This window comes from Paenibacillus sp. J22R67 (assembly GCF_059692175.1).
Genome location: NZ_JCAUAX010000003.1, coordinates 689,569 through 708,853, shown reverse-complemented (window position 1 = coordinate 708,853; position 19,285 = coordinate 689,569). Strand labels below are relative to the sequence as shown.

Below are 19,285 nucleotides of genomic sequence, written 5' to 3'. Positions count from 1 at the left end.
CATTAGTTGAAAAGGGCATGAAAAGCTTTTAATCCAAAATGCAGACCAAAACCGATCAGGGATAAACCTGAAACGATAGAGATAACCGAAAGTCCGCGCGGCGTAAGGAATCTGCGAAATACGCTGGCTAATGAAGCCATGATGAGATCCCACAGGATAATACCCACGAACATGATCCCCGTATACAAAATCACGTGGTTTCTATCATACTTGGCAATGGTTTCTGCTAACACAGATCCATAAATCCCTAGCCAAAATAGGATAGATAACGGAGAACTAATGGCCATAATTAATCCAGTAAAAAAAGAATTTGCCAACGTTTCTTCTGACTTGTATCCCTCCGTTTTCAACTTGCCAGCCCCAATGACACTTTCGATTCCCGTGTAGAGTAAAATAAAACAACCAAATAGCCATAGAAACGTCTTCATAAATGGTGTTGTAAGAAAGTGAACAAGACCGAAATAAATGAGAACAATCATAATGACGTCCGCAAGCATACCGCCAATCCCCACCATCCACGCATGTACAAAGCCGCGTTTGATGCCTCTATCCAGCATGGCGGCATTAATAGGGCCAATCGGCGCGGAAAGTGACAAACCTAAAAGTAAAAAGCTTAGCATCACATACATCTCAATCACCCATTCGCTCTTTATACATACAAGCCCTATGGCTCGTAATATCCTATTCTTTGAATAGGGCTTGTATAACTTTGATTCTTGGGTTTTGGCAATTAAAAAGTCGTTGACATTCACGCAGCGTTAAGCTGTAGAGTTAAGTTGTCAGGAGGTGAACAGATGGAATACACCGTGCAGAGCCTAGGGAAGTTGGCAGGTGTAAGCACCAGAACGCTTCGATATTATGATGAGATTGAGCTTCTTAAGCCGGCAAGAATCAATTCTTCCGGGTATCGAATCTATGGACAGGCGGAAGTTGATAGACTCCAGCAGATTTTATTTTACAGAGAACTAGGTGTAAATCTGGATCGCATCAAAGAAATCATAACCGCGCCCACCTTCAACGCAGAGGATGCTCTGAAAGAACATTATGTACAGTTACTAGACAGAAGAGCCCAGCTCGATGTGTTGATTGCCAATGTTGAAAAAACGATAGCATCAAATGAAGGGAGTATATCCATGTCAAATAAAGAGAAATTCGAAGGCTTCAAACAACAACTTATTGATGAGAACGAGAAAAAGTACGGGAAGGAAATTCGCGAGAAATATGGCGATGAGCGAGTCAATCAATCGAACCAAAAATTGAAAAATATGACGCAAGAGGAGCATGATGAGGTTACGCGTCTTGCAGCTGAAGTAACAGCCTCACTCGCAGAAGCTTTTGTAACGGGAGATCCCGCTGGTGAGGCCGCCCAAAAAGCCGCGAATTTGCACAAGCAATGGCTATCCTACTACTGGAGTGAATACAGCAAAGAGGCACATGCCGGTCTAGCCCAAATGTATGTGGATGATGAAAGATTTAAAGCCTACTATGATGATAAACAACCAGGAACCGCAGAATTTCTGAGAGATTCCATACACATTTATACGGGTTTTACGAAATAATAGCCCAGTGAGCGGGACACTAGCATTTTTTCTACCATATCCTCCAAACATCCAGTTATTTAGAAGAAACCTGCATAGAATAGTATTACACCAGCCACCAGCAGCCGTGTGTATGTCAACCTCCAACCCAAAAAAGCACAGGAACCCTTAGGGGCCCTGTGCTTTTCGGTTTTCGGTTATGAGTTAGCTGCAATGCCACCGCTAGTAGGTTTGACCAGCGACTTGGACTCCCATATGCGGCTTCTCCACCGCAAATACATAATCAAACCTCGCAGCCACTCATCGACTGCAAAGGCAATCCATACGCCTAGAAGCCCCATGCTCATATGAATCCCCAGCCAATACGCAAGCGGCACTGCAACCCCCCACATGGAAAGGACTCCCATGGCAACAGGAAACTTAGCATCACCCGCAGCGCGGAGTGAATTAATAACAACAAGATTAAAAGTTCGACCGGGCTCCAGAATTACGCTTAACAGCAAAATCCCCGATCCCATCGCAATAATCTCTGGATTATCCGTAAATAACCCGAGCAGCTCTTTACGGAAGATAGATGCGATACCAACAACCACAAAGGTGAGTAAAAATGTCATTTTCAGACTGCGAATGAGCTTATGGTACGCTGCTTTAAACTCGCCAGCTCCAACCATATGGCCTACGATGATCTCCGTCCCCATACCGATCGCCATGCCAAGCGCCATAAAGTAATTCGTAACATTCATCACATACACGTGCGTGCTTAAAGCGACTTGACCGATGATATTCACGAAGCTCACAATCATGAGATATTGAGATTGCCAGGACAAGTGCTCTCCCGCAGAAGGGAGTCCAATGCTCAAGATTTGCTTCACAATACGCTTATCGAACGTGATGTAATCCTTGAAGCGAATCGGGGACGAAATCCGGCGATATAAAATGACGAAAAGTACAATAAGTCCTAGTAAACGGCTTACGACTGTGGAGACTGCAGCCCCCGTTACCCCCCATTCAGGAAATCCGAGATTCCCGAAGATGAGCAGGATGTTACCAACGACGTGGATCACGTTCACGCCAAGGGTCACGTACATAACGTCTCTCGTCTGACCATTCGAACGAAGCACGGAGGAAACTGCATACGACAGTGCTTCGATCCAAATAAAAGCACTGATAAGATTCAGGTATTTCTTAGCTATGGTAATCTGGTCAGGAGCCAAGTTCATAAGCTGCATGATCGATTCGCCAAATACGACCAAGACGATGCTGACAACGACCCCAAATATTAAATTGATGGTTATCGCCAAAGCGGAAATACGACTTGCTTCCTTGGCCCTGCCTGCGCCCAAGTTCTGAGCTACCGCTACACTCGTTCCGATTCCGACAAAGCCAAACATCAGAATGCAGAATACGATGATTTCATTCGCTAATCCGACAGCTCCGGTTACTTCATCTGAGATCCGACTGAGCATGAACACATCCGCGGTACCGAGCATCATCCGCAAAACGGAATCAATGAAGATCGGCCACGTAATGGCGAATAGACTAAGCTTTTTCCATGTTGCTGTTGACTGGGTGTCTATCATTTTCTATGCTCCTCAATTTCAATTGCCTTTAGTTTAGGATACGTAAGCGATTTCAGTCAAATGCTACTAAAATCCAATAAAACAACCTTGGATCTCTCTTTCGAGAACGTCCAAGGTTGTTCCATGATTCAAGCTATTTTACACGAACCCATGCACCGCGATTATCAGCAGATTCAATTTCAGCTTCCGCAATGACAATGCTGTCCATCGTACTGAAAGGCGTGGCCGTTGCTACATGCTGTCCGGAAATCAAAGTCTCAACGAAATATTTGAGTTCCTGATAATAGCCCATTTCCGCGGAAATCTCAGGACTGAAGCCAGGACCGTCGTTCACATTCACTTTCAAGCCGTCCGCTGTGAATACGACGTTACCTTTTTCGAAATTAACCCGGAACTGCATATCGAAGCCATAATCCCCTTGCAGCGTCCAGTCCGCTTGCGCATTGATGACCTTGCCATCTTCGTACAAATAGTTCGTTGAAACGACATCGTACCCACTGCCTGGAACAACGTTGCGAGCCAACGTGGAGACGGATTCTGGTTTACCAAACAACCAGTTGATCATATCAATGTCATGCACATGCATGTCGAGCAGCGCTCCGCCGCTTTTCGCATTCTGCAACAGCCATGGTCCCCAAGTCGGCGTTCCGCCGCCGCGGTAGAAGTAACCAGCGAGAACTTTGCCATACGTTTCATTTGCGACAACTTGTTTCAAATACTCATAGGCTGGCCAGAAGCGCAGGCATTGACCGATCATCAGCTGTTTCCCGTTTTGCTCGGCTGCTTCAATCATGTCTTTACACTCATCTGCATTCAGTGCCATCGGCTTTTCACACAAAACATGAAGGCCTTTATTCAAGCATTGAATGGAAATATCTCTGTGCAAAAATGTTGGCAGTGTCATATCCACACAATCAAGCTGTTCCTTCTCAATCATCTCAGCAACACTTGTGTACTTATTGTAAACGCTGAAGTCAATGCCGGAAGCTCCCGTATCAATGTTACCTCCGGATGCATGTCCTTCCAACTTTTCAATGTCAATATCGCATAAAGCAACAACTTTAATGGGAACCCCTTCGGCTTCGAGACGAATGTAATTCTCCAGATGCGTTCTTCCCATAAAACCTAATCCGATTAATCCGATTTTTAACATGGCTTATTTCCTCCCTAGAATGGCATCCATAGCACCTGATGTATTATAAATAATTTGCTGACCGTGATGCGTATAGCCAGGAATCATTTCTGCGATGACATAGTCCTCGTAGCCGATAGCTTGCAAAGCCTTCATCACTTCCGGATAGTTCACATCGCCTGCAAGCAGATCTACGAATCCGTGCAAGCCGCCTGCAGCGCGTCGATAATCTTTGAAATGAACTTTCTTGATACGATGATTCAGAATCGAAATCCAGTGCTCCGGGTAACCTGCAAATAAGACATTCCCAACGTCGAAGTAGGAACCGACATACGGGGAATTGATTTTATCAATGAAATCTCTCAACTCAAGTGGTGACAACAAAAATTTATTCCAAACATTTTCAATACCGATGGACACCTTCAGAGACTCTGCAACCGCAGACAATTCACTGATAGCTTCAAGTGCATAATCGTAGGCTTGATCATACGGCACAACTTCAGAGTCCGGAATGAAATCAACGCCAACCGCGCCAGGTACAACTAATATCGTGTCTACGCCCAAAATCGCTGCGCTTTCCAGCTGCTTTTTGATGATGTCTTTCGCCTTTTGACGCGTTCCAGCATGTCCACTAGTGATAGAGTACGTCCAATATAAACCGCTGGCTAAGCTCGTTAGCGCAATTCCTTTATCATCGGCAAGCTGGCGGTATTGTTTGATTTCGCTTTCATTACTCTCAAGGCTGAGTTCACCTGTTTCGTTCAAAGCCAGCTCGATACCGTCAAACCCAGCATCCTTCGCGACCGCTATACATTCTTCCACCTTCATGGAGCCTGGAAATGACCAGATATTAATCCCTTTTTTCATCGTTATCTCCTCCGTCTCTTTCCTTTATTATAAAAGACGTTGGCAGGATAAGATTTATCCAAAAAGCCGATTTATTTGCACTTTTGCAAAAACGGATATGATAAAATAAGGCTGTGTCCTACCACCACAACGACGCTATGAAAGGACGGACAGCATGGAATTCCCACGCATACAGCTTCAAGAATCAATAACCATTCGCAATCTCATTTCCTTTCACTATTTTGAGTATGCAAAGGGATATGTGTTTGACGGCGAACAACACGACTTCTGGGAAATTCTATATGTCGACAAAGGTGAGGTCGAGGTTCGGGCCGATGATCACATTCACACACTTCAGCAAGGGCATATGATCTTTCATAAACCAGAAGAATTCCATACGGTTAGCGTTAAGCATGAACATAAACCGCCTAATCTTATCGTCATTTCCTTCGAATGCGCATCTGCAGCGATGTCTGATTTTGATAATAAAATTTTGTCCCTTGGCGACCGGGAAAGAAATATGCTATCCCTCATTATCCAAGAGGGGTTTCAGGCATTTCTGCCCCCATTTGATAAGCCTTCCGTTCATCATCTTGAACGAAATCTGGAAGCCCCTTTTGCCAGCGAGCAGTTGATCAAATCGTACTTGGAAGCCTTGCTTATCACACTGATTCGCAATCAAAAACAAGCCACTTCATCCATAGATGCAACCATTAAGATTAAGCAATCATCTCTGCAAAAAGAAAAAGCCGAACAACGCATCGTTCAGCAAATTATCGATTATCTGAAGGATAATCTCTCTCAATCTTTTACCCAGGATCAGTTATGCCAGACGTTTCACTTGGGAAAAAGCCGGTTGAAGGAGCTTTTCCAGTCACAAATGCAGACGGGTGTCTTAGAAGCCTTCAAATCTATGAAAATCGAACAAGCCAAAACCTATGTCAGAGAAGGTCAGTACAATTTCACGGAAATTGCTGAGATGCTCGGCTATGCCAGCATTCATTATTTCTCCAGAGACTTTAAGAAAACGGTCGGCATGTCACCCTCGGATTATGCAAAATCGGTTAAAGCGCGTGTTTAGCCACCTCTTATAGTAAAAAGATATCACTGTGTTCATTGGACGAAATCCAATGAACACAGTGATTTGAAGGCTCGATTTGCAATCTTATTGGATGAAATCCAATGAGATCGCTAAATCGTGGCGCTAATGAGCTGAATATGGCAGTTCTATTGGAATTCGTCCAATAAATCGAACAATTTTGATGCGGTATTGGTGTTTTCGTTGGATATCATCCAACGAGGCCACCTGCTCCCAACCCTGAAACACTGATTAACACTGCTAACGTGATATGTTTATCCCAACGGATGACTCGGCTTCGTAAATCGCGTTTGAATATGGTTTCCCCTTAACATATAAATTCATATATGTATCAAAAAAGCACCCAAGAAGGGTGCTTTTTTGATATCCGCTTTATTTAATTACTTTCAATAAACGTTTTGCTGTACCGCTAGCCGTTTCAATTGTTTCATACACATTCACTGTGAATGGATAGCTAAATTGATCCGTTGTGATGTTCGAAGCATCCAGCGTCTGAACGCCGCTAATCAGTTTATTGGCGCCTGTGAATGCCGCATCTTTGGAACCAATGACGCGTCCCGCACTATCGACGATCTCGAATCTCAATTTAGAGAAATTATTGTCTACGACAACATTCTCTTTTTGCTCGATGCCTAGATCAAGACGTACTTTGTACGTGTATGTCAATTGAGGTGTCGTTATCGAGTTAACTGTTACATCATTAAATTTCAGATCGAAAGGATACAAGGAAATCGTTGAATCTGTTTCTTCCTGCTGCAGATCCGTTTGTAGTGCTGCAATTGTCGTTGTGTACGGCGCGGCAGCCACAGCATCAAGCAGTTTCAGGGAGAAGCTTGTTCCCTCTTCCGATTGCGGAACAATGTAGGAGTAGCTTACGACGTAGCTTAGTCCTGGGTTCATCATTTCCGTCACATTCGCTTGACGAGATCCTTGGTAGGTTAAGCCTTGCGTACTCACCAATTCCGACATGAAGGCTGGCAACGCAATAGGCGTCGTGCTCGTATTCGTTAGTTTGAACTTCGCTACTGCTGTTTTGAATCCTTCACCTGGATTCTCATGCAGATGAAGCTCCATCAAAGATACTTGGGTCGATTTGTCTACCACTTTGGTCAAGGCATCAAACGCGATCGGTTGACCGACCGTATAAGGAACTGCTGTTGAGGACCCTTGTTCTTTCGGCCATGCAATAGCCAGTTTACCTGTTGCTAGTGTTGCCGCCTCGGTTCCACCCTTTGGAACAAAGTTATCCGTTGATAAAACCACCAAGTTAGACAAAGTCACGCCATTCTCAACCGGGATTGCAAAATGAATGTATTTTTTCTCGCCTGCTTCCAACGTAACAGCTTCCACTTCCGCGCGTTTTCCTTCGTAGTTCTTCGTTTCGGATTGCGCATCCACGCGGAATGCTGGCACTGTTTCGCGGCCAGCGCCCGGATTGCTAGCAAGTACTGTCACTACAGCTACGCGGCCGGCAGTTGTATTTTGCATAGAAGCTTCAATCGCTGTATAAGTTAATCCTGAGTTAACACCCGGGATCAAAAACGATTGCCCCCAAGCAATATTACCAAGGTTTTGTAATGCTGCACTTCCCATGGCGCCATACCAAACGGAATTGGTTGGCATAGCAAGCAATGTTTTTTCCACTTTCGGGTATGAGTACACGTCAACATTGACGAAAGAAAGCTGATCAATTGTGCCAATTTCCTTCGTATCAACAGCTGTCATATAAACTAGCTCGCCAATTTCCTTCGGCTGCAAGGACTCTTTATTGGTTCCACTTGGCTTTAGCGTATAGGAAACACCGCTCGAGGTCTGCACACGAAGCTCGTGCTCAGGCACTCGGTTCTGTGTCACACCGCCATTGTATAAGCGAACCGTGACAGCAAGCTGTGAACCGGTCGCGGTTGGCGTCACGGCTACACTTTTCACGGCTGCGCGGATGTCACTTGTCAATCCATAATTGACAGTAGGTGCACTAACTGGCGCGGTTGGCGCAGCATCAGCTGCCCATACGGCGGTGCCGCCTTGTACGATCATTGCGCCAAGCATAATGGCGGTCAGACTGGATTTCCATGGTCTTTTTTTCATGTATATACGCTCCTCTTTGTGTAGTTTCGCTGCTGGATTATTTCGCTGCTGGTGTCGCAGTCGCTGCTGGAGAAGCGCTAGCGGCCTCTACTTTTTGCCCGTCTTTCAATGTGTTCTGTCCGGAAATGACTAATTTCTCGCCATCTTTTACGCCATCTATCACTTCTTGGAACTCTCCACTGATACGTCCAAGCTTCACTTTGCGTTTCACATATTGATCGCCTTGTTCAACAAAGACGAAAGTATCTGATTCTTCACGGATCACACTGAGTGTTGGAATCGCAACGACTTGCTCTTCGGTTTCCGTTGTTAGCTGCACCATGAATCTGTTGCCTGGCTGAAGTAAGTGATCGCTATTTGGAACTTCCAACTCAAGCGTGTATGTTTTTGTTGCTGTGCTCATGATTGGAGCTAAATAGCTAATTTTCGCTGTTCCTTTTTTGTCCGGTGTATCTGGATTATAGAAAACAAGTTCTTGTTTCCCTTTTACAAGCTGGTAGTTGGTTTCTGTAAGCTCCGTTTTGATTTTAATCGGATCAATTTGCTGAACTTGGCCGACCTTTCCAGCAGCCGCAGCTACTGTTTGGCCTACGACCACATTGAAGTCAGTGAGTACGCCGCTGCCCGGTGCCTTAACTTCATAATTCTCTAAAGACCGCGTGGCATCCTCTAAGGATAAACTAGCAGATTCTGCCTGCGTTTGTGCGGAAGAGATCGAATCGGAATTATCAAAGGCCGACAGCTTGCTTTGTGCAGCTTCCAAATTCATCTGTGCATTATCCAATGCTTGTTTCATTTGATCCACTTGATGTTGAACAGCTGTACCAGCATCAAAATCATTACGTGTTTTGTTGTAATCTTGCTGAGCATTGGTCAAAGCGGTCTGCGATCTTGCCACATTGTCCGCCAGATCCTTGCGGTTGTTCACTTTATTGTCTCGTGCTTGTTGTAGAGATTCTTGCGCGCTTTTTAAAGCTAGCTCGCTTTTCCGTTGCGCAGATAAGGCGTCTTTATTATCGATAACGAACAAGACTTCGCCTTTTTCCACGTATTCTCCGCGTTTTTTCACCACGCTCAGTACTTCACCATTTGCTTTTGAAACAACATCCAGAGTCGTTCCTGCCGCTACATCAGCCACTTGCTCAATGGGATTGCTAATTTTTTGCTTCTTAACAGCTTCTGTTTTAACCGCTTTTGGCGCCAATGAAACTGTCGCAGCCCCTTTGGAGCCTGGCGCTGCACAAGCGGACGCCATGACCGCAGCTGCGGTCAGTAGCGCAATCACGCCCATCGAGCGATATCTAAATTTACGTTTTCGCGAACTATCGTTAATCATCTATGTGCCTCCTTATACCTCTATCGTACTTGTAGTTGTGTTTTGGTTATCTTTTTTACGATTGAACATGCGACCTATGCGGTTCTTTATGCTTTCAATCAACTCGTAAACAATTGGTACGACTACTAGAGTAAGAACGGTAGAGGTAATCAGACCACCGATAACGACAACACCCAGTCCTTTACCAATCAACCCGCCTTCTGCAGAAATACCTAATGCTAGCGGCACCAAAGCCATAATCGTAGCTCCAGCTGTCATAATAATCGGACGAAGTCTCACTTTCCCTGCTTCAATTAGAGCATGGCGAACCGTGTAGCCTTCATGACGCAGCTGCTGTGCACGGTCGATCAAGACGATCGCATTCGTGACGACAATTCCGATGAGCATAAGGAAACCAATCATAGATGTAACTGTTAGCGGCTCGCGGGCAATAACGAGTCCGAGCAGCCCTCCGATAACCGCAAGCGGTAGAGAGAACAAGATGGCAAATGGTGCACTTGCGTTTCCAAAAGCTAGAACCATGATGAGGTAAACAACAAAAATCGCAGCTCCCATGGCGACGAACAATTGACCGAAGCTCTCATTGACATCGTCGGAAACACCAGTTACTTTCGGTGTTACGCCTTCTGGTAATTCAACATCTTTTAATGCCGCGGTAAGTTTAGCACTTACGCCAGTTTTATTTGTATCATTAATTTTCGCTGACACTTTGACAAGCTGCTGCTGATCTTCACGTGCAAGGGAGGCAGCGCCCTTCGTTTCGTTAATTTTGGCTACTTCCTTGAGCAGAATCGTTGATCCATTTGATCCAGCTAACGGAATGTTGCCCAATTTTTCAAGCGTATTTTTGTCCGATTTGTCTAACGATACCGTTGTTGTATACGTGATATTATCGAATTTCATATCTCCCAGACTTTGTTTTTGAATCCAGGCACGAGCTGTATCTCGAACAGATGAGGAGCTGAGGCCATAAGCTCTTGCTTTATTCTGATCCACAGCAATCTCTATCTCTGTTTTGGCATCACTTAAATTATCTTCAATCTCAGCAAGCTCTGGGTAAGTTTGCAGCTTATCTTTCACGATTTTGGCTGCTTTCTCCAGTTGAAGTTGATCATCACCTTGCAGTGTATAGGCAAAATCCGTCGATGAAACGCCGAAATCACCTTCCATGGCTTTAGGCTCAACCTCAGATCCACTAGGCAATTCTGAGAGAATATAAGCCTTCATTTCATCTTTTACTTGATTACCATCTACATTATCGTTTACTTGAACAAAAATCTGTGAAGCATAAGGTGTACGCTCATCGTCACTGCCAGCATAACCAACTAAGGATTCCACAAATTTAAATACAGGCTCGCCATTTGAGTCTTTCGTATCTAACAAGACTTTTTCGATTTCCTTCGTTTTCGCATCTGTCGCTTCAAACGAAGTCGAGTATGGCAGCTTCAGTTGGAAATACATCGTCGTCGCGGCGCTTGATTCAGGTAAGAAGGCCACTGACAGGAATGGAATAGTTCCAGCCATTGTCACAACGAGTATGAGCGCTGAGGCAAGCAGCGTTTTGATTCTATTTTTCAAACTCCAAGTCAATACTTTCTCGTAAAAGGTTGTTAGCTTCGTTGGTTGCGACTCATCGTGATGAGCTTTGCTTGGTTTACTGCGAAGAACAAGCAGCTTAGCCAGCATCGGAATAACCGTTAAAGCTACAATCAAGGAAGAAAGCAACGCACAAGCAATTGTTAAGGCAAAAGGTCTGAAGAATCCGCCGACAACGCCTGTAACCAAAGCAAGCGGTGCGAATACCCCAACAGTTGCAAGGGTGGAGGACGTAATTGCCATGGATACCTGCTTCGTCGCTAAAGCAATTACAGACTCATTGCGCTCCTGTGCTCTCTGCAAGGAGGCATATATATTTTCAATAACGACAATCGAGTCATCCACGACCCGGCCTACTGCAATAAAGATACCGCCGAGGGTCATCGTATTGAGCGTTAAACCTAGGGTAGACATTAATAGTAAAGTAATCAAAATGGAAAGTGGAATCGAAACAAGAACAATAAGCGTCATCCGAACATTCCGGAGGAAAATCAGAATCATTAAGGATGCCAATATAGCCCCTACAATACCTTCACGTATAAGTCCTGAAATCGATTCATTAATTTGGTCTGCACTATCGTACGTATTCTTGAATGTTACGTTAGGCAAAGTTGTTTTCCAGTCTTCAATCTGTTTCTGAATCTCATCTGAGAATTCAACAGCATTCGCACTGCCTGCTTTGTACAAAATCATCCCAATCGCCGGCTTGCTATCCAGTCGACCAATGAAATCAGATTCTGTAATCGCTTTGACGTTTGCAACCTGATCTAGCGTTACAATATCGCCTTTTGGCGTTGTGATTTCTAGCTGCTCCAACTCATACAAGCTGGACAAGTTGCCAGTTACACGCGTCATCTTGTCATTGCCGCTGATTTCTACGCTGCCGATCGGACTTTTCGTCGCAGCGGCATTAATCGCATTCGATACCATGCCTGGTGATAAGCCATAGACATCAAGGGCGGAGGCATCCAGCTCAATATCCAGCGAGGTGTCTCTGGCTCCGATGACGTCCATGTGGTCAATCCCTTTGATTCCTTCAAGACCTGGCTTAATTTTATCTTTAAAAGATTTATCAAGCTCGGTTTGGCTGATGCCATTATCGGCATAAGCAACTAAATAGTTGGAAGGGAATGAAGCCGCGCCGAATGTCGACGCTTTAGGTGCTCCGGCAGTAGCTGGAAGTGAAACTTCAGCCAGCAAATCCTGCACGGCCTGCTTCTTCTTATCTGTGTCTACATTTTGCTTGAACATTAAAATGATCATGGAGAAGTTATCACTTGATGTCGATTGCATCGAATCTAGATCTTCGAGATTCGCAAGCTTCTTCTCTATCGGTGATGTAATTTCATCCATGACATCCTTTGGTGCACCTGTATACGTAGTCGTTACAGCAACTACCGGGAAAGAAACGTTCGGCATGTTCTCTACTTTAAGCTGCGATGAAGAATACAAGCCGCCTACAAAAAGCATGATCATGATAATGAATAATGCCGAAACATTTTTCATGGAAAAGTATGTGAGTCGATTCATTCCTTTACTCCCCTCTACTAATGATTGTTTCTATAAGATACATTTTAAATATGAACCCAATATGAACAAACATCAAAAAAGCCTGGAAATAAGCTTTCCAAGCTTTCGTTGTTCATTATTTCTCCATTATTTCTTCAACGTATAGGTTAAAATTGGAAGAGTGACTAGAAATTGAGTCCCTTTCCCTTGTTCACTCCGAACCTCAATCGTGCCTTGGTGCAGGTCAATAATTTTCCTAGCAATCGCAAGCCCTAGCCCGCTTCCCGAATCCCGTTGTCTTGCTTGATCTACTTTGAAGAACCGCTCGAAAATCCGTCCTTGATCTTCCTCCGCGATGCCAATCCCACTGTCTTGAACCCAGATCTGAACCCGATCTCTTAAAGGGACAAGCTTTACAAAAATATGACCTCCGACAGGCGTGAACTTGACCGCGTTTCCTATCAGATTCATCCACACCTGGTTCAACTGATCCGAATCCGCGGAAATTTTGACTCTGGGTAACGACAAATCCATATCAAGCTGCTTTTCTGACCACAACGGTTCATAAAAGACGACGATTCTTCGCAACTGCTCATCCAAATCAAATGTCGACGGATGAAACGGGTGATGCTCGGACTCTAGCGAAGCAAGCTTTAACAAATTATCGCTGAGGCGAGATAATCGTTCGCTCTCACGTTCAATAATTTCCAAATAACGCTCTCGTTCGGGCTCCTCAATTTCAGACCCCCGCAAGGCCTTGGAAAAGCCGCGAATCGACGTAAGCGGTGTTTGAATTTCGTGCGACACGTTCGAAACAAAGTCTTGGCGCATCTGTTCAAGCTGCTTCAGCTCGCCAGCCATGTGATTGAAGCTAGCGGCAAGCTCTCCCAGCTCATCTTTCTGCATAACCGCGACATGCACATTGAAGTTACCGCGAGCCAGCCGCTGGGTAGCCAGCGTTAATTTCTTCAGCGGATTCACCAAATACCGAGAGGCAATGAGAATGAGCAAACTGCCGACAACAAGCACAATAACCAGAACGGTAATGACAGCAGTCTGTACTTGTCGGCGGGTCGCTTCAGATAAGTACGGATGAATGAAAAGAGCAAACGTCTTATCTCCAACTTTAAGAGGGATGCCTACTTTCATATCCTTCAGGGGATCTCTAATCCTGCCATAATCTAAGCTTTTGTACACACTGCCTTTCAAAACAAAAGCAACTTCCGATGCTTCAATACGGGGGACGCCGTTTTTATTTAATGAAACTGCCGTCATAGGCTCTCCATTTTCGTTAAACAATGTAAAAATGTAGTTATCATTAAAACGGTTGCTCCCCGTTACAAAGGAATCAAGCTGCCTAACCTGCATGTCTTCGCTTAACTTGATGATTTGATTACCGATCGTGAGCATTTCATCCTGGAATTCGTTCGTAATCAGATTTCTGAAAAATATCGTTGCCAGCGGAAATGCGACCGACACACTCACGACCACAACGGCTAAGAAAGTCAGCACCACGCGGAGGTAGAGCGACTTGATCATGCTTTCACCTCAAGTCTATACCCCAATCCTCGGATTGTGGCTATCCGAAACTCTTCGGTCAGCGGCTCGAATCGCTCTCGCAACCTTTTGACATGTACATCGACGGTCCGATCATCACCTTCGTAATCGATCCCCCAGATCTGTTCAATGAGCTGTGTTCGTGTGAAAATTTGTGCAGGATAACTAGCCAGCTTATAAAGCAATTCAAACTCTTTTAGCGGGAGGGACAGCCTTTGATCCTGCAAACGCACTTCATAAGCCGTACGGTCTATCACGACATTGCCGACCGAGATCGTCTGCGAGGCGTTAATGCGATAACGCTTCAGCAAAGCTTTGACCCGCATCACCAGTTCCAAAGGATCAAAGGGCTTCACGAGGTAATCGTCCGTGCCCAGCTGAAACCCTTTCACCTTATGTACGGACTCGCTTTTGGCCGTAACCATGAGAAGAGGCAAGTCGTCGTAACGCGCCCTGAGCTCGCGGCATAATTCCCAACCGTCCATCAAGGGCATCATAATATCCATGACGACTAGATCCGCCGGGGTTGTTTCGAGCATGTTGAGCGCCTCGACGCCGTTGCTAGCTTGCGATACCGTCAAGCCTTCTCCAACTAAATATACGCGTATCAGCTCTCTGATGTCCGCGTCATCATCCACCACCATGATTCTGGTCACGACATACCCTGCCTTTCATCCAGCTTCGAACTGCTTACAGATACGGAATAGGGTCCTTCGAACCCGCTTCTTCAAAGCCTTTCAAACGCAATCTGCAGCTGTCACAAACGCCGCAGGCTTCCGCTTTTCCATTGTAGCAAGAAGTCGTCAGCTCGTAGGGAACTCCGATTTTCAAACCTTCCTCAATGATCTTCGCTTTCGTCCAGTCAATGAGAGGCGTTTCAATCGTGATACCTTTCCCCTCTACACCTACCTTGGTTCCCAGGGCGATCACTTCTTCCACTTTATGAATAAATTCCGGACGGCAATCCGGGTATCCGCTGTAGTCAAGGGCATTCACGCCGATATAGATCGCCTCTGAGCCAGTTACTTCTGCATATGACGTTGCAATGGAGAGAAACATCAGATTACGGCCAGGCACGTAAGTCACTGGAATTTCGGATTCCTCCGCTTCACCGTTCATCACGTTAGGCACATCAATGCTATCGTCCGTTAATGCGCTGCCGCCAAAATCACGAAAGAAATCAAGCTTAATTATTTTGTGCCGCTGGCTCACTCCATAGTGCTCCGCGACTTGCTTCGCATTTTCCAGTTCAATCTTATGGCGCTGTCCATAGTCAAAAGAAATCGGATACAGGTCGTATCCCGCCTCTTTGGCAATGCCCATGCACGTGGTACTGTCCAGGCCTCCGCTCAAAATAATAACGGCTCTTTTCTTGTTATCGTTGCTCATGTTCATAAAGACACCTCATTTTTATTTAATTGTTGTGAAAAAAGGGATACCACGGCTAACACGCGGCTAAACGCCGCGCATCGCCGGATCCCAGATAATCTTGTGCAGCTGCATATTCAGCTTTACTTTGGAAAGTCCCGCTTCCAGCATATGCTGGACGAGTTTGTGCGGCGGCATCGTCTCCCACACCGGGCTGAACATCGGCAGCGCCTTCGTCGGATACTTCTCAAGCACGTCCACCGCCGTGTGGAAATCGTGCTCGCTGCCGATAACGAACTTCAGCTCATCCTGCTCGCGCAGCAAGCCGAAGTTGCTGACAATCATCTGCTCCATCTCACCGGAGTCAGGGAGCTTAAAGTCCATAATGTATCGCACCTTCGGTGAGGATACACGCTCTACAAACATAGCGAGATCGATCGCGCCGTTCGTCTCTATGTGCAGGTCGTCGACCTGCTCCAGCTCAGCGAGCGCGTCGATGAGCGCGAGCGACTTCTCGCCGTACAGGAGCGGCTCGCCGCCGGTCAGGCAAATATGCCGGGAGCGGAACGAAGTGACCTTGCTGATAATTTCAGCAATGGTCATGACGTTCTCCGCTTCAGCGGGTGGGTAGCTGTACTTGGTGTCACACCAGGTGCAGCGCAGGTTGCAACCAAAAAGACGGACGAAGACCGTTGGGAACCCGGCACGGGTCCCTTCGCCTTCAACCGTCTCGAAGATCTCGACCATCGGAATGCGGATATCTCGCATTACTCTTCCTCCTCCATCATCGAGCGAGTGATGGCCGCGTAGGAGGTCGGCGTCTCCCACAGCCGGATTTCTTCCAGCTTAATGGCTGGATAAAGTTTTTCATCCAGGAGCGCCTGATGAATTTCCTCATACATCCAAACAACCATGTTTTCTGCCGTTGTATTCATAGGTGGCAGCACATCGTTCAAATATTTATGATCCAAACGATCAATGACGCGTTCTTTTGCAATACGTTTAATATCTCCAAAATCTATTGCGATCCCCCGGCTGTCGACCTTACCGCGCATAATAACTTGCAGCTTATAGGTGTGGCCGTGCAGATTTTTACATTTTCCCTCATAACAATGCAGATGATGCGCACTGTCAAACGTAAATTCCTTAGAAATCAAAACGGATTTGTGATGATATTTTAATTGGTTCTCTGTGATGTCACGTCCCAACATTTGCACATCTCTTGGGATTTCATAGCTCATATCTATCACCTCTTAATTATAAAAAAAACAGTACTCTACATTATATCATGAGGAGACCATTTCTCACAATCTATCAACATCTGGCGGATTTCGCCTCCGCTTTTGCGTCCAATCTAAGTGGCCCCTGATCTCCTGCATCCGCTCATTTTCATCGCGCAAATCCGATTCAATCATTGCCATCAAGCTTTCAATTTGATTGACAACCGTATCTGGAAGTTCAACCTCTTCCAATGATTTTACGATATAGAGCAGGCATTGCAGCGTTTCTTCCATTAGGCTTTTTTTCTTGCCTGTCAGGACAACTTCCGATAGAAATACAAGGTGGCTCAACTCTTTTTGCGTCATTTTCAAGAGGGACAACCCCTTTCTAACTTCCATTATCCAACATTTTCCGACATCACGGAAGACCCCTTGACAACTATAACTATAACATTTAACATTACAGAAAAATGTCTATTTTAAACTTGCATTTTTTAATTATTATTACAACAATATTTTACAATATCATTTGTTGGAGGAATTTTATATGAGCACACAAGTACAATCCGCAGTTCTTAAAGTTTTGGAAGATCGTCATTCCGTTAAACAATATCAAGCAGGTCACACCATGCCGCAGGCTGATCTTGAGCAGCTTTTAACTTCTACTTCCCAAGCTCCATCTTCCTGGAATCTTCAGCACTGGAAACTGGTTGTTATTGATGATCAAGCTCAAAAAGAGAAATTACTTCCAATTGCATATGGTCAAAAACAAATCGTAGAAAGCTCCGTTGTTATCGCCGTTCTAGGTGATCTCGAAGCTAACAAAAATGCTGAGCTAGTTTTCGGTCCAGCTGTTGAAGCCGGCCACATGCCAAAAGAAGTGAAAGACAGCCTTGTTGCTCAAATCGAAAATGTTTATCAGTACCCGCAAGTTGCACGTGATGAAGCGATTCGCAATGCTTCCCTAGCAGCTATGCAGCTTATGATTGCTGCTAAAGCAATGGGCTATGACACTTGCCCAATGGGCGGATACGACGCGGCTAAATTCGTTGAAGCTTTCAACGTTCCAGCTCGTTACTTACCTGTTATGTTGATCAGCGTTGGTTTGGCGGCTACTCCTGCTCGTTCAGCTGGCCGTTTATCCTTGGAGCAAATTACAGTTTCCAACACATTCTAATGAAGCAAAAAAAGGCATGGATCTCCTAAAAGAATGGGAGTTCATGCCTTTCTTTTTTCTCCACAGTCAATGCAGCTGATCGGTCTCAAACCATATTTCGTCAATCAACTTATTCCGATACAGCATGGACACATTGAAGGTTTCGTACTCTTTTTCTTTATCTAGCTCATCCAGTAACAAAGCCGCGATAAGTTCTCGATCATCCGAATCACCGGGCTCCCGGAAGTCAATGAAGCCAGTTAACTGACGTGAACTAATATCCACCGTTGCCGTCCCGATCGGTAGGCCGCCATACGATTGCTGATATATCTCATACGTCAATGTATCCCCGTCATCCCTTGCCAAAGTAATTGTGTAATCCTCAGGATTCGGTGGAATTAACGATTCTTCTCTAATGTCATCCACAAGCTCCAATAAATCAATATGTGTTAGCTCGACGGTATCAATCACTTCCCCATCAAAGATCATATTGAATATGAACGTATCTGTTTCATTTTCATCGTAATCGGCTACAACCAGTTCCGTCACCATGTCCATTTCTTCATCAAAAGGATCAAATCTCCACGTGACTTCCCCGATCACCTCTGAACCGTACATATGCGTGATGACTTCAGCAACCAGTTCCGATTCTTTATCATATACATGGTATTCCACAAGATTTCTATACTCTCCAACAATGACAAGCTCGTACCCCAGTTGCTGCCTGCGCTGCTCAATCATATACAAACTTTCGGGTCCGTTCGTTCCCTCGATATCATCAAACCTAATTTCATCATCGTTGACCCATTCATAATCCGCATCATCGTCATCCAAATAGTAATTATTCGAGCTGTCATCCTCTTCCTCAATCACTGGCCCAATGGCATGATCGGTCGCGATCACAAAATCATAATCACTATAGTTGGCTACGACTTCGCACTCCTCAATAGCTAGTGCATCAATCACACTCTGAATGTACGACTGGACAAATGCATACACACTCTCTTTGTCCTCTTGCGCAATGGACTGCTGCTCCAGATGAATCGAGCCTTTAAGTCGATCCGATTCCCTGTAGACTAGCGTTAACGTACCGACAAACTCCCCATTGTACATAATATCGCAGACTTCTCCGCCTGCTGTTTTCAGGTCGGGTCTAAGCATCATATCGGCCACGACTTTCTTCGCCTCCTCTACAGATCTAATAATTCTTCTGTAGATTGTCCCAATATCGTCCAAAATATGAGTATACAGGGTAAACGT

17 protein-coding genes are annotated in these 19,285 nt (G+C 45.2%); 3 read left to right on the top strand and 14 right to left on the bottom strand.

Annotation, left to right across the window (positions count from 1 at the left end; genetic code table 11):
- Window positions 1-2: 2 nt before the first annotated feature.
- Entirely contained in the window at window positions 3-629 is a 627-nt protein-coding gene (locus tag AC58VC_RS15190; protein ID WP_497369815.1) for a LysE family transporter, read from the bottom strand.
- Window positions 630-794: 165 nt separating this feature from the next.
- On the opposite strand from AC58VC_RS15190, the gene AC58VC_RS15185 reads away from it, so the two are divergent.
- The gene (locus AC58VC_RS15185) at window positions 795-1,559 is read left to right on the top strand and encodes a MerR family transcriptional regulator (RefSeq protein ID WP_497369569.1); all 765 of its coding nucleotides are present in this window, start codon (window positions 795-797) and stop codon (window positions 1,557-1,559) included.
- A gap of 176 nt (window positions 1,560-1,735) precedes the next feature.
- Here AC58VC_RS15185 and AC58VC_RS15180 read toward each other — a convergent pair whose 3' ends face one another.
- From AC58VC_RS15180 to AC58VC_RS15170, 3 genes are all read right to left on the bottom strand, one after another.
- Entirely contained in the window at window positions 1,736-3,118 is a 1,383-nt protein-coding gene (locus AC58VC_RS15180; protein ID WP_497369568.1) for an MATE family efflux transporter, read from the bottom strand.
- A 133-nt stretch (window positions 3,119-3,251) separates the two neighbouring features.
- Window positions 3,252-4,271 carry a Gfo/Idh/MocA family protein gene (locus AC58VC_RS15175; RefSeq protein ID WP_497369567.1) on the bottom strand — a complete coding sequence of 340 codons (1,020 nt, stop codon included), beginning with the start codon at window positions 4,269-4,271 and terminating at the stop codon, window positions 3,252-3,254.
- Window positions 4,272-4,274: 3 nt separating this feature from the next.
- The gene (locus AC58VC_RS15170) at window positions 4,275-5,117 is read right to left on the bottom strand and encodes a sugar phosphate isomerase/epimerase family protein (protein WP_497369566.1); all 843 of its coding nucleotides are present in this window, start codon (window positions 5,115-5,117) and stop codon (window positions 4,275-4,277) included.
- A 154-nt stretch (window positions 5,118-5,271) separates the two neighbouring features.
- Here AC58VC_RS15170 and AC58VC_RS15165 point away from each other — a divergent pair, with 154 nt between their 5' ends.
- Entirely contained in the window at window positions 5,272-6,177 is a 906-nt protein-coding gene (locus AC58VC_RS15165; protein WP_497369565.1) for an AraC family transcriptional regulator, read from the top strand.
- Window positions 6,178-6,567: 390 nt separating this feature from the next.
- Here the strand turns inward: AC58VC_RS15165 and AC58VC_RS15160 are convergent, their stop codons facing one another.
- From AC58VC_RS15160 to AC58VC_RS15120, 9 genes are all read right to left on the bottom strand, one after another.
- Entirely contained in the window at window positions 6,568-8,283 is a 1,716-nt protein-coding gene (locus tag AC58VC_RS15160; protein ID WP_497369564.1) for a hypothetical protein, read from the bottom strand.
- 37 nt (window positions 8,284-8,320) lie between these two features.
- Window positions 8,321-9,619, bottom strand: a complete 1,299-nt coding sequence (locus tag AC58VC_RS15155; RefSeq protein WP_497369563.1) for an efflux RND transporter periplasmic adaptor subunit — start codon at window positions 9,617-9,619, stop codon at window positions 8,321-8,323.
- A 12-nt stretch (window positions 9,620-9,631) separates the two neighbouring features.
- Complete coding sequence (locus tag AC58VC_RS15150; RefSeq protein ID WP_497369562.1) at window positions 9,632-12,745, bottom strand: efflux RND transporter permease subunit; 3,114 nt, start codon at window positions 12,743-12,745, stop codon at window positions 9,632-9,634.
- 126 nt (window positions 12,746-12,871) lie between these two features.
- Window positions 12,872-14,263, bottom strand: coding sequence for a HAMP domain-containing sensor histidine kinase (locus AC58VC_RS15145; protein ID WP_497369561.1), 1,392 nt, complete (start codon window positions 14,261-14,263; stop codon window positions 12,872-12,874).
- Entirely contained in the window at window positions 14,260-14,937 is a 678-nt protein-coding gene (locus AC58VC_RS15140; RefSeq protein ID WP_497369560.1) for a response regulator transcription factor, read from the bottom strand. The genes AC58VC_RS15145 and AC58VC_RS15140 overlap by 4 nt, the downstream gene beginning before the upstream one ends.
- 34 nt (window positions 14,938-14,971) lie before the next feature.
- Window positions 14,972-15,676, bottom strand: a complete 705-nt coding sequence (gene queC / locus AC58VC_RS15135) for a 7-cyano-7-deazaguanine synthase QueC (RefSeq protein WP_497369559.1) — start codon at window positions 15,674-15,676, stop codon at window positions 14,972-14,974.
- A gap of 60 nt (window positions 15,677-15,736) precedes the next feature.
- Complete coding sequence (locus AC58VC_RS15130) at window positions 15,737-16,417, bottom strand: 7-carboxy-7-deazaguanine synthase QueE (protein WP_497369558.1); 681 nt, start codon at window positions 16,415-16,417, stop codon at window positions 15,737-15,739.
- Entirely contained in the window at window positions 16,417-16,890 is a 474-nt protein-coding gene (queD, locus tag AC58VC_RS15125) for a 6-carboxytetrahydropterin synthase QueD (RefSeq protein ID WP_145659181.1), read from the bottom strand. Before queD ends, AC58VC_RS15130 begins: the two co-directional genes overlap by 1 nt.
- Window positions 16,891-16,953: 63 nt before the next feature.
- A complete protein-coding gene (locus tag AC58VC_RS15120) occupies window positions 16,954-17,235 on the bottom strand; it encodes a hypothetical protein (protein WP_497369814.1) in 282 nt (93 codons plus the stop codon).
- Between the two features lie 181 nt (window positions 17,236-17,416).
- Here AC58VC_RS15120 and AC58VC_RS15115 point away from each other — a divergent pair, with 181 nt between their 5' ends.
- Window positions 17,417-18,046 carry a nitroreductase family protein gene (locus AC58VC_RS15115; protein WP_497369557.1) on the top strand — a complete coding sequence of 210 codons (630 nt, stop codon included), beginning with the start codon at window positions 17,417-17,419 and terminating at the stop codon, window positions 18,044-18,046.
- Between the two features lie 66 nt (window positions 18,047-18,112).
- On the opposite strand, the gene AC58VC_RS15110 is transcribed toward AC58VC_RS15115, so the two are convergent.
- Complete coding sequence (locus tag AC58VC_RS15110) at window positions 18,113-19,189, bottom strand: hypothetical protein (protein ID WP_497369813.1); 1,077 nt, start codon at window positions 19,187-19,189, stop codon at window positions 18,113-18,115.
- Between the last annotated feature and the right edge of the window lie 96 nt (window positions 19,190-19,285).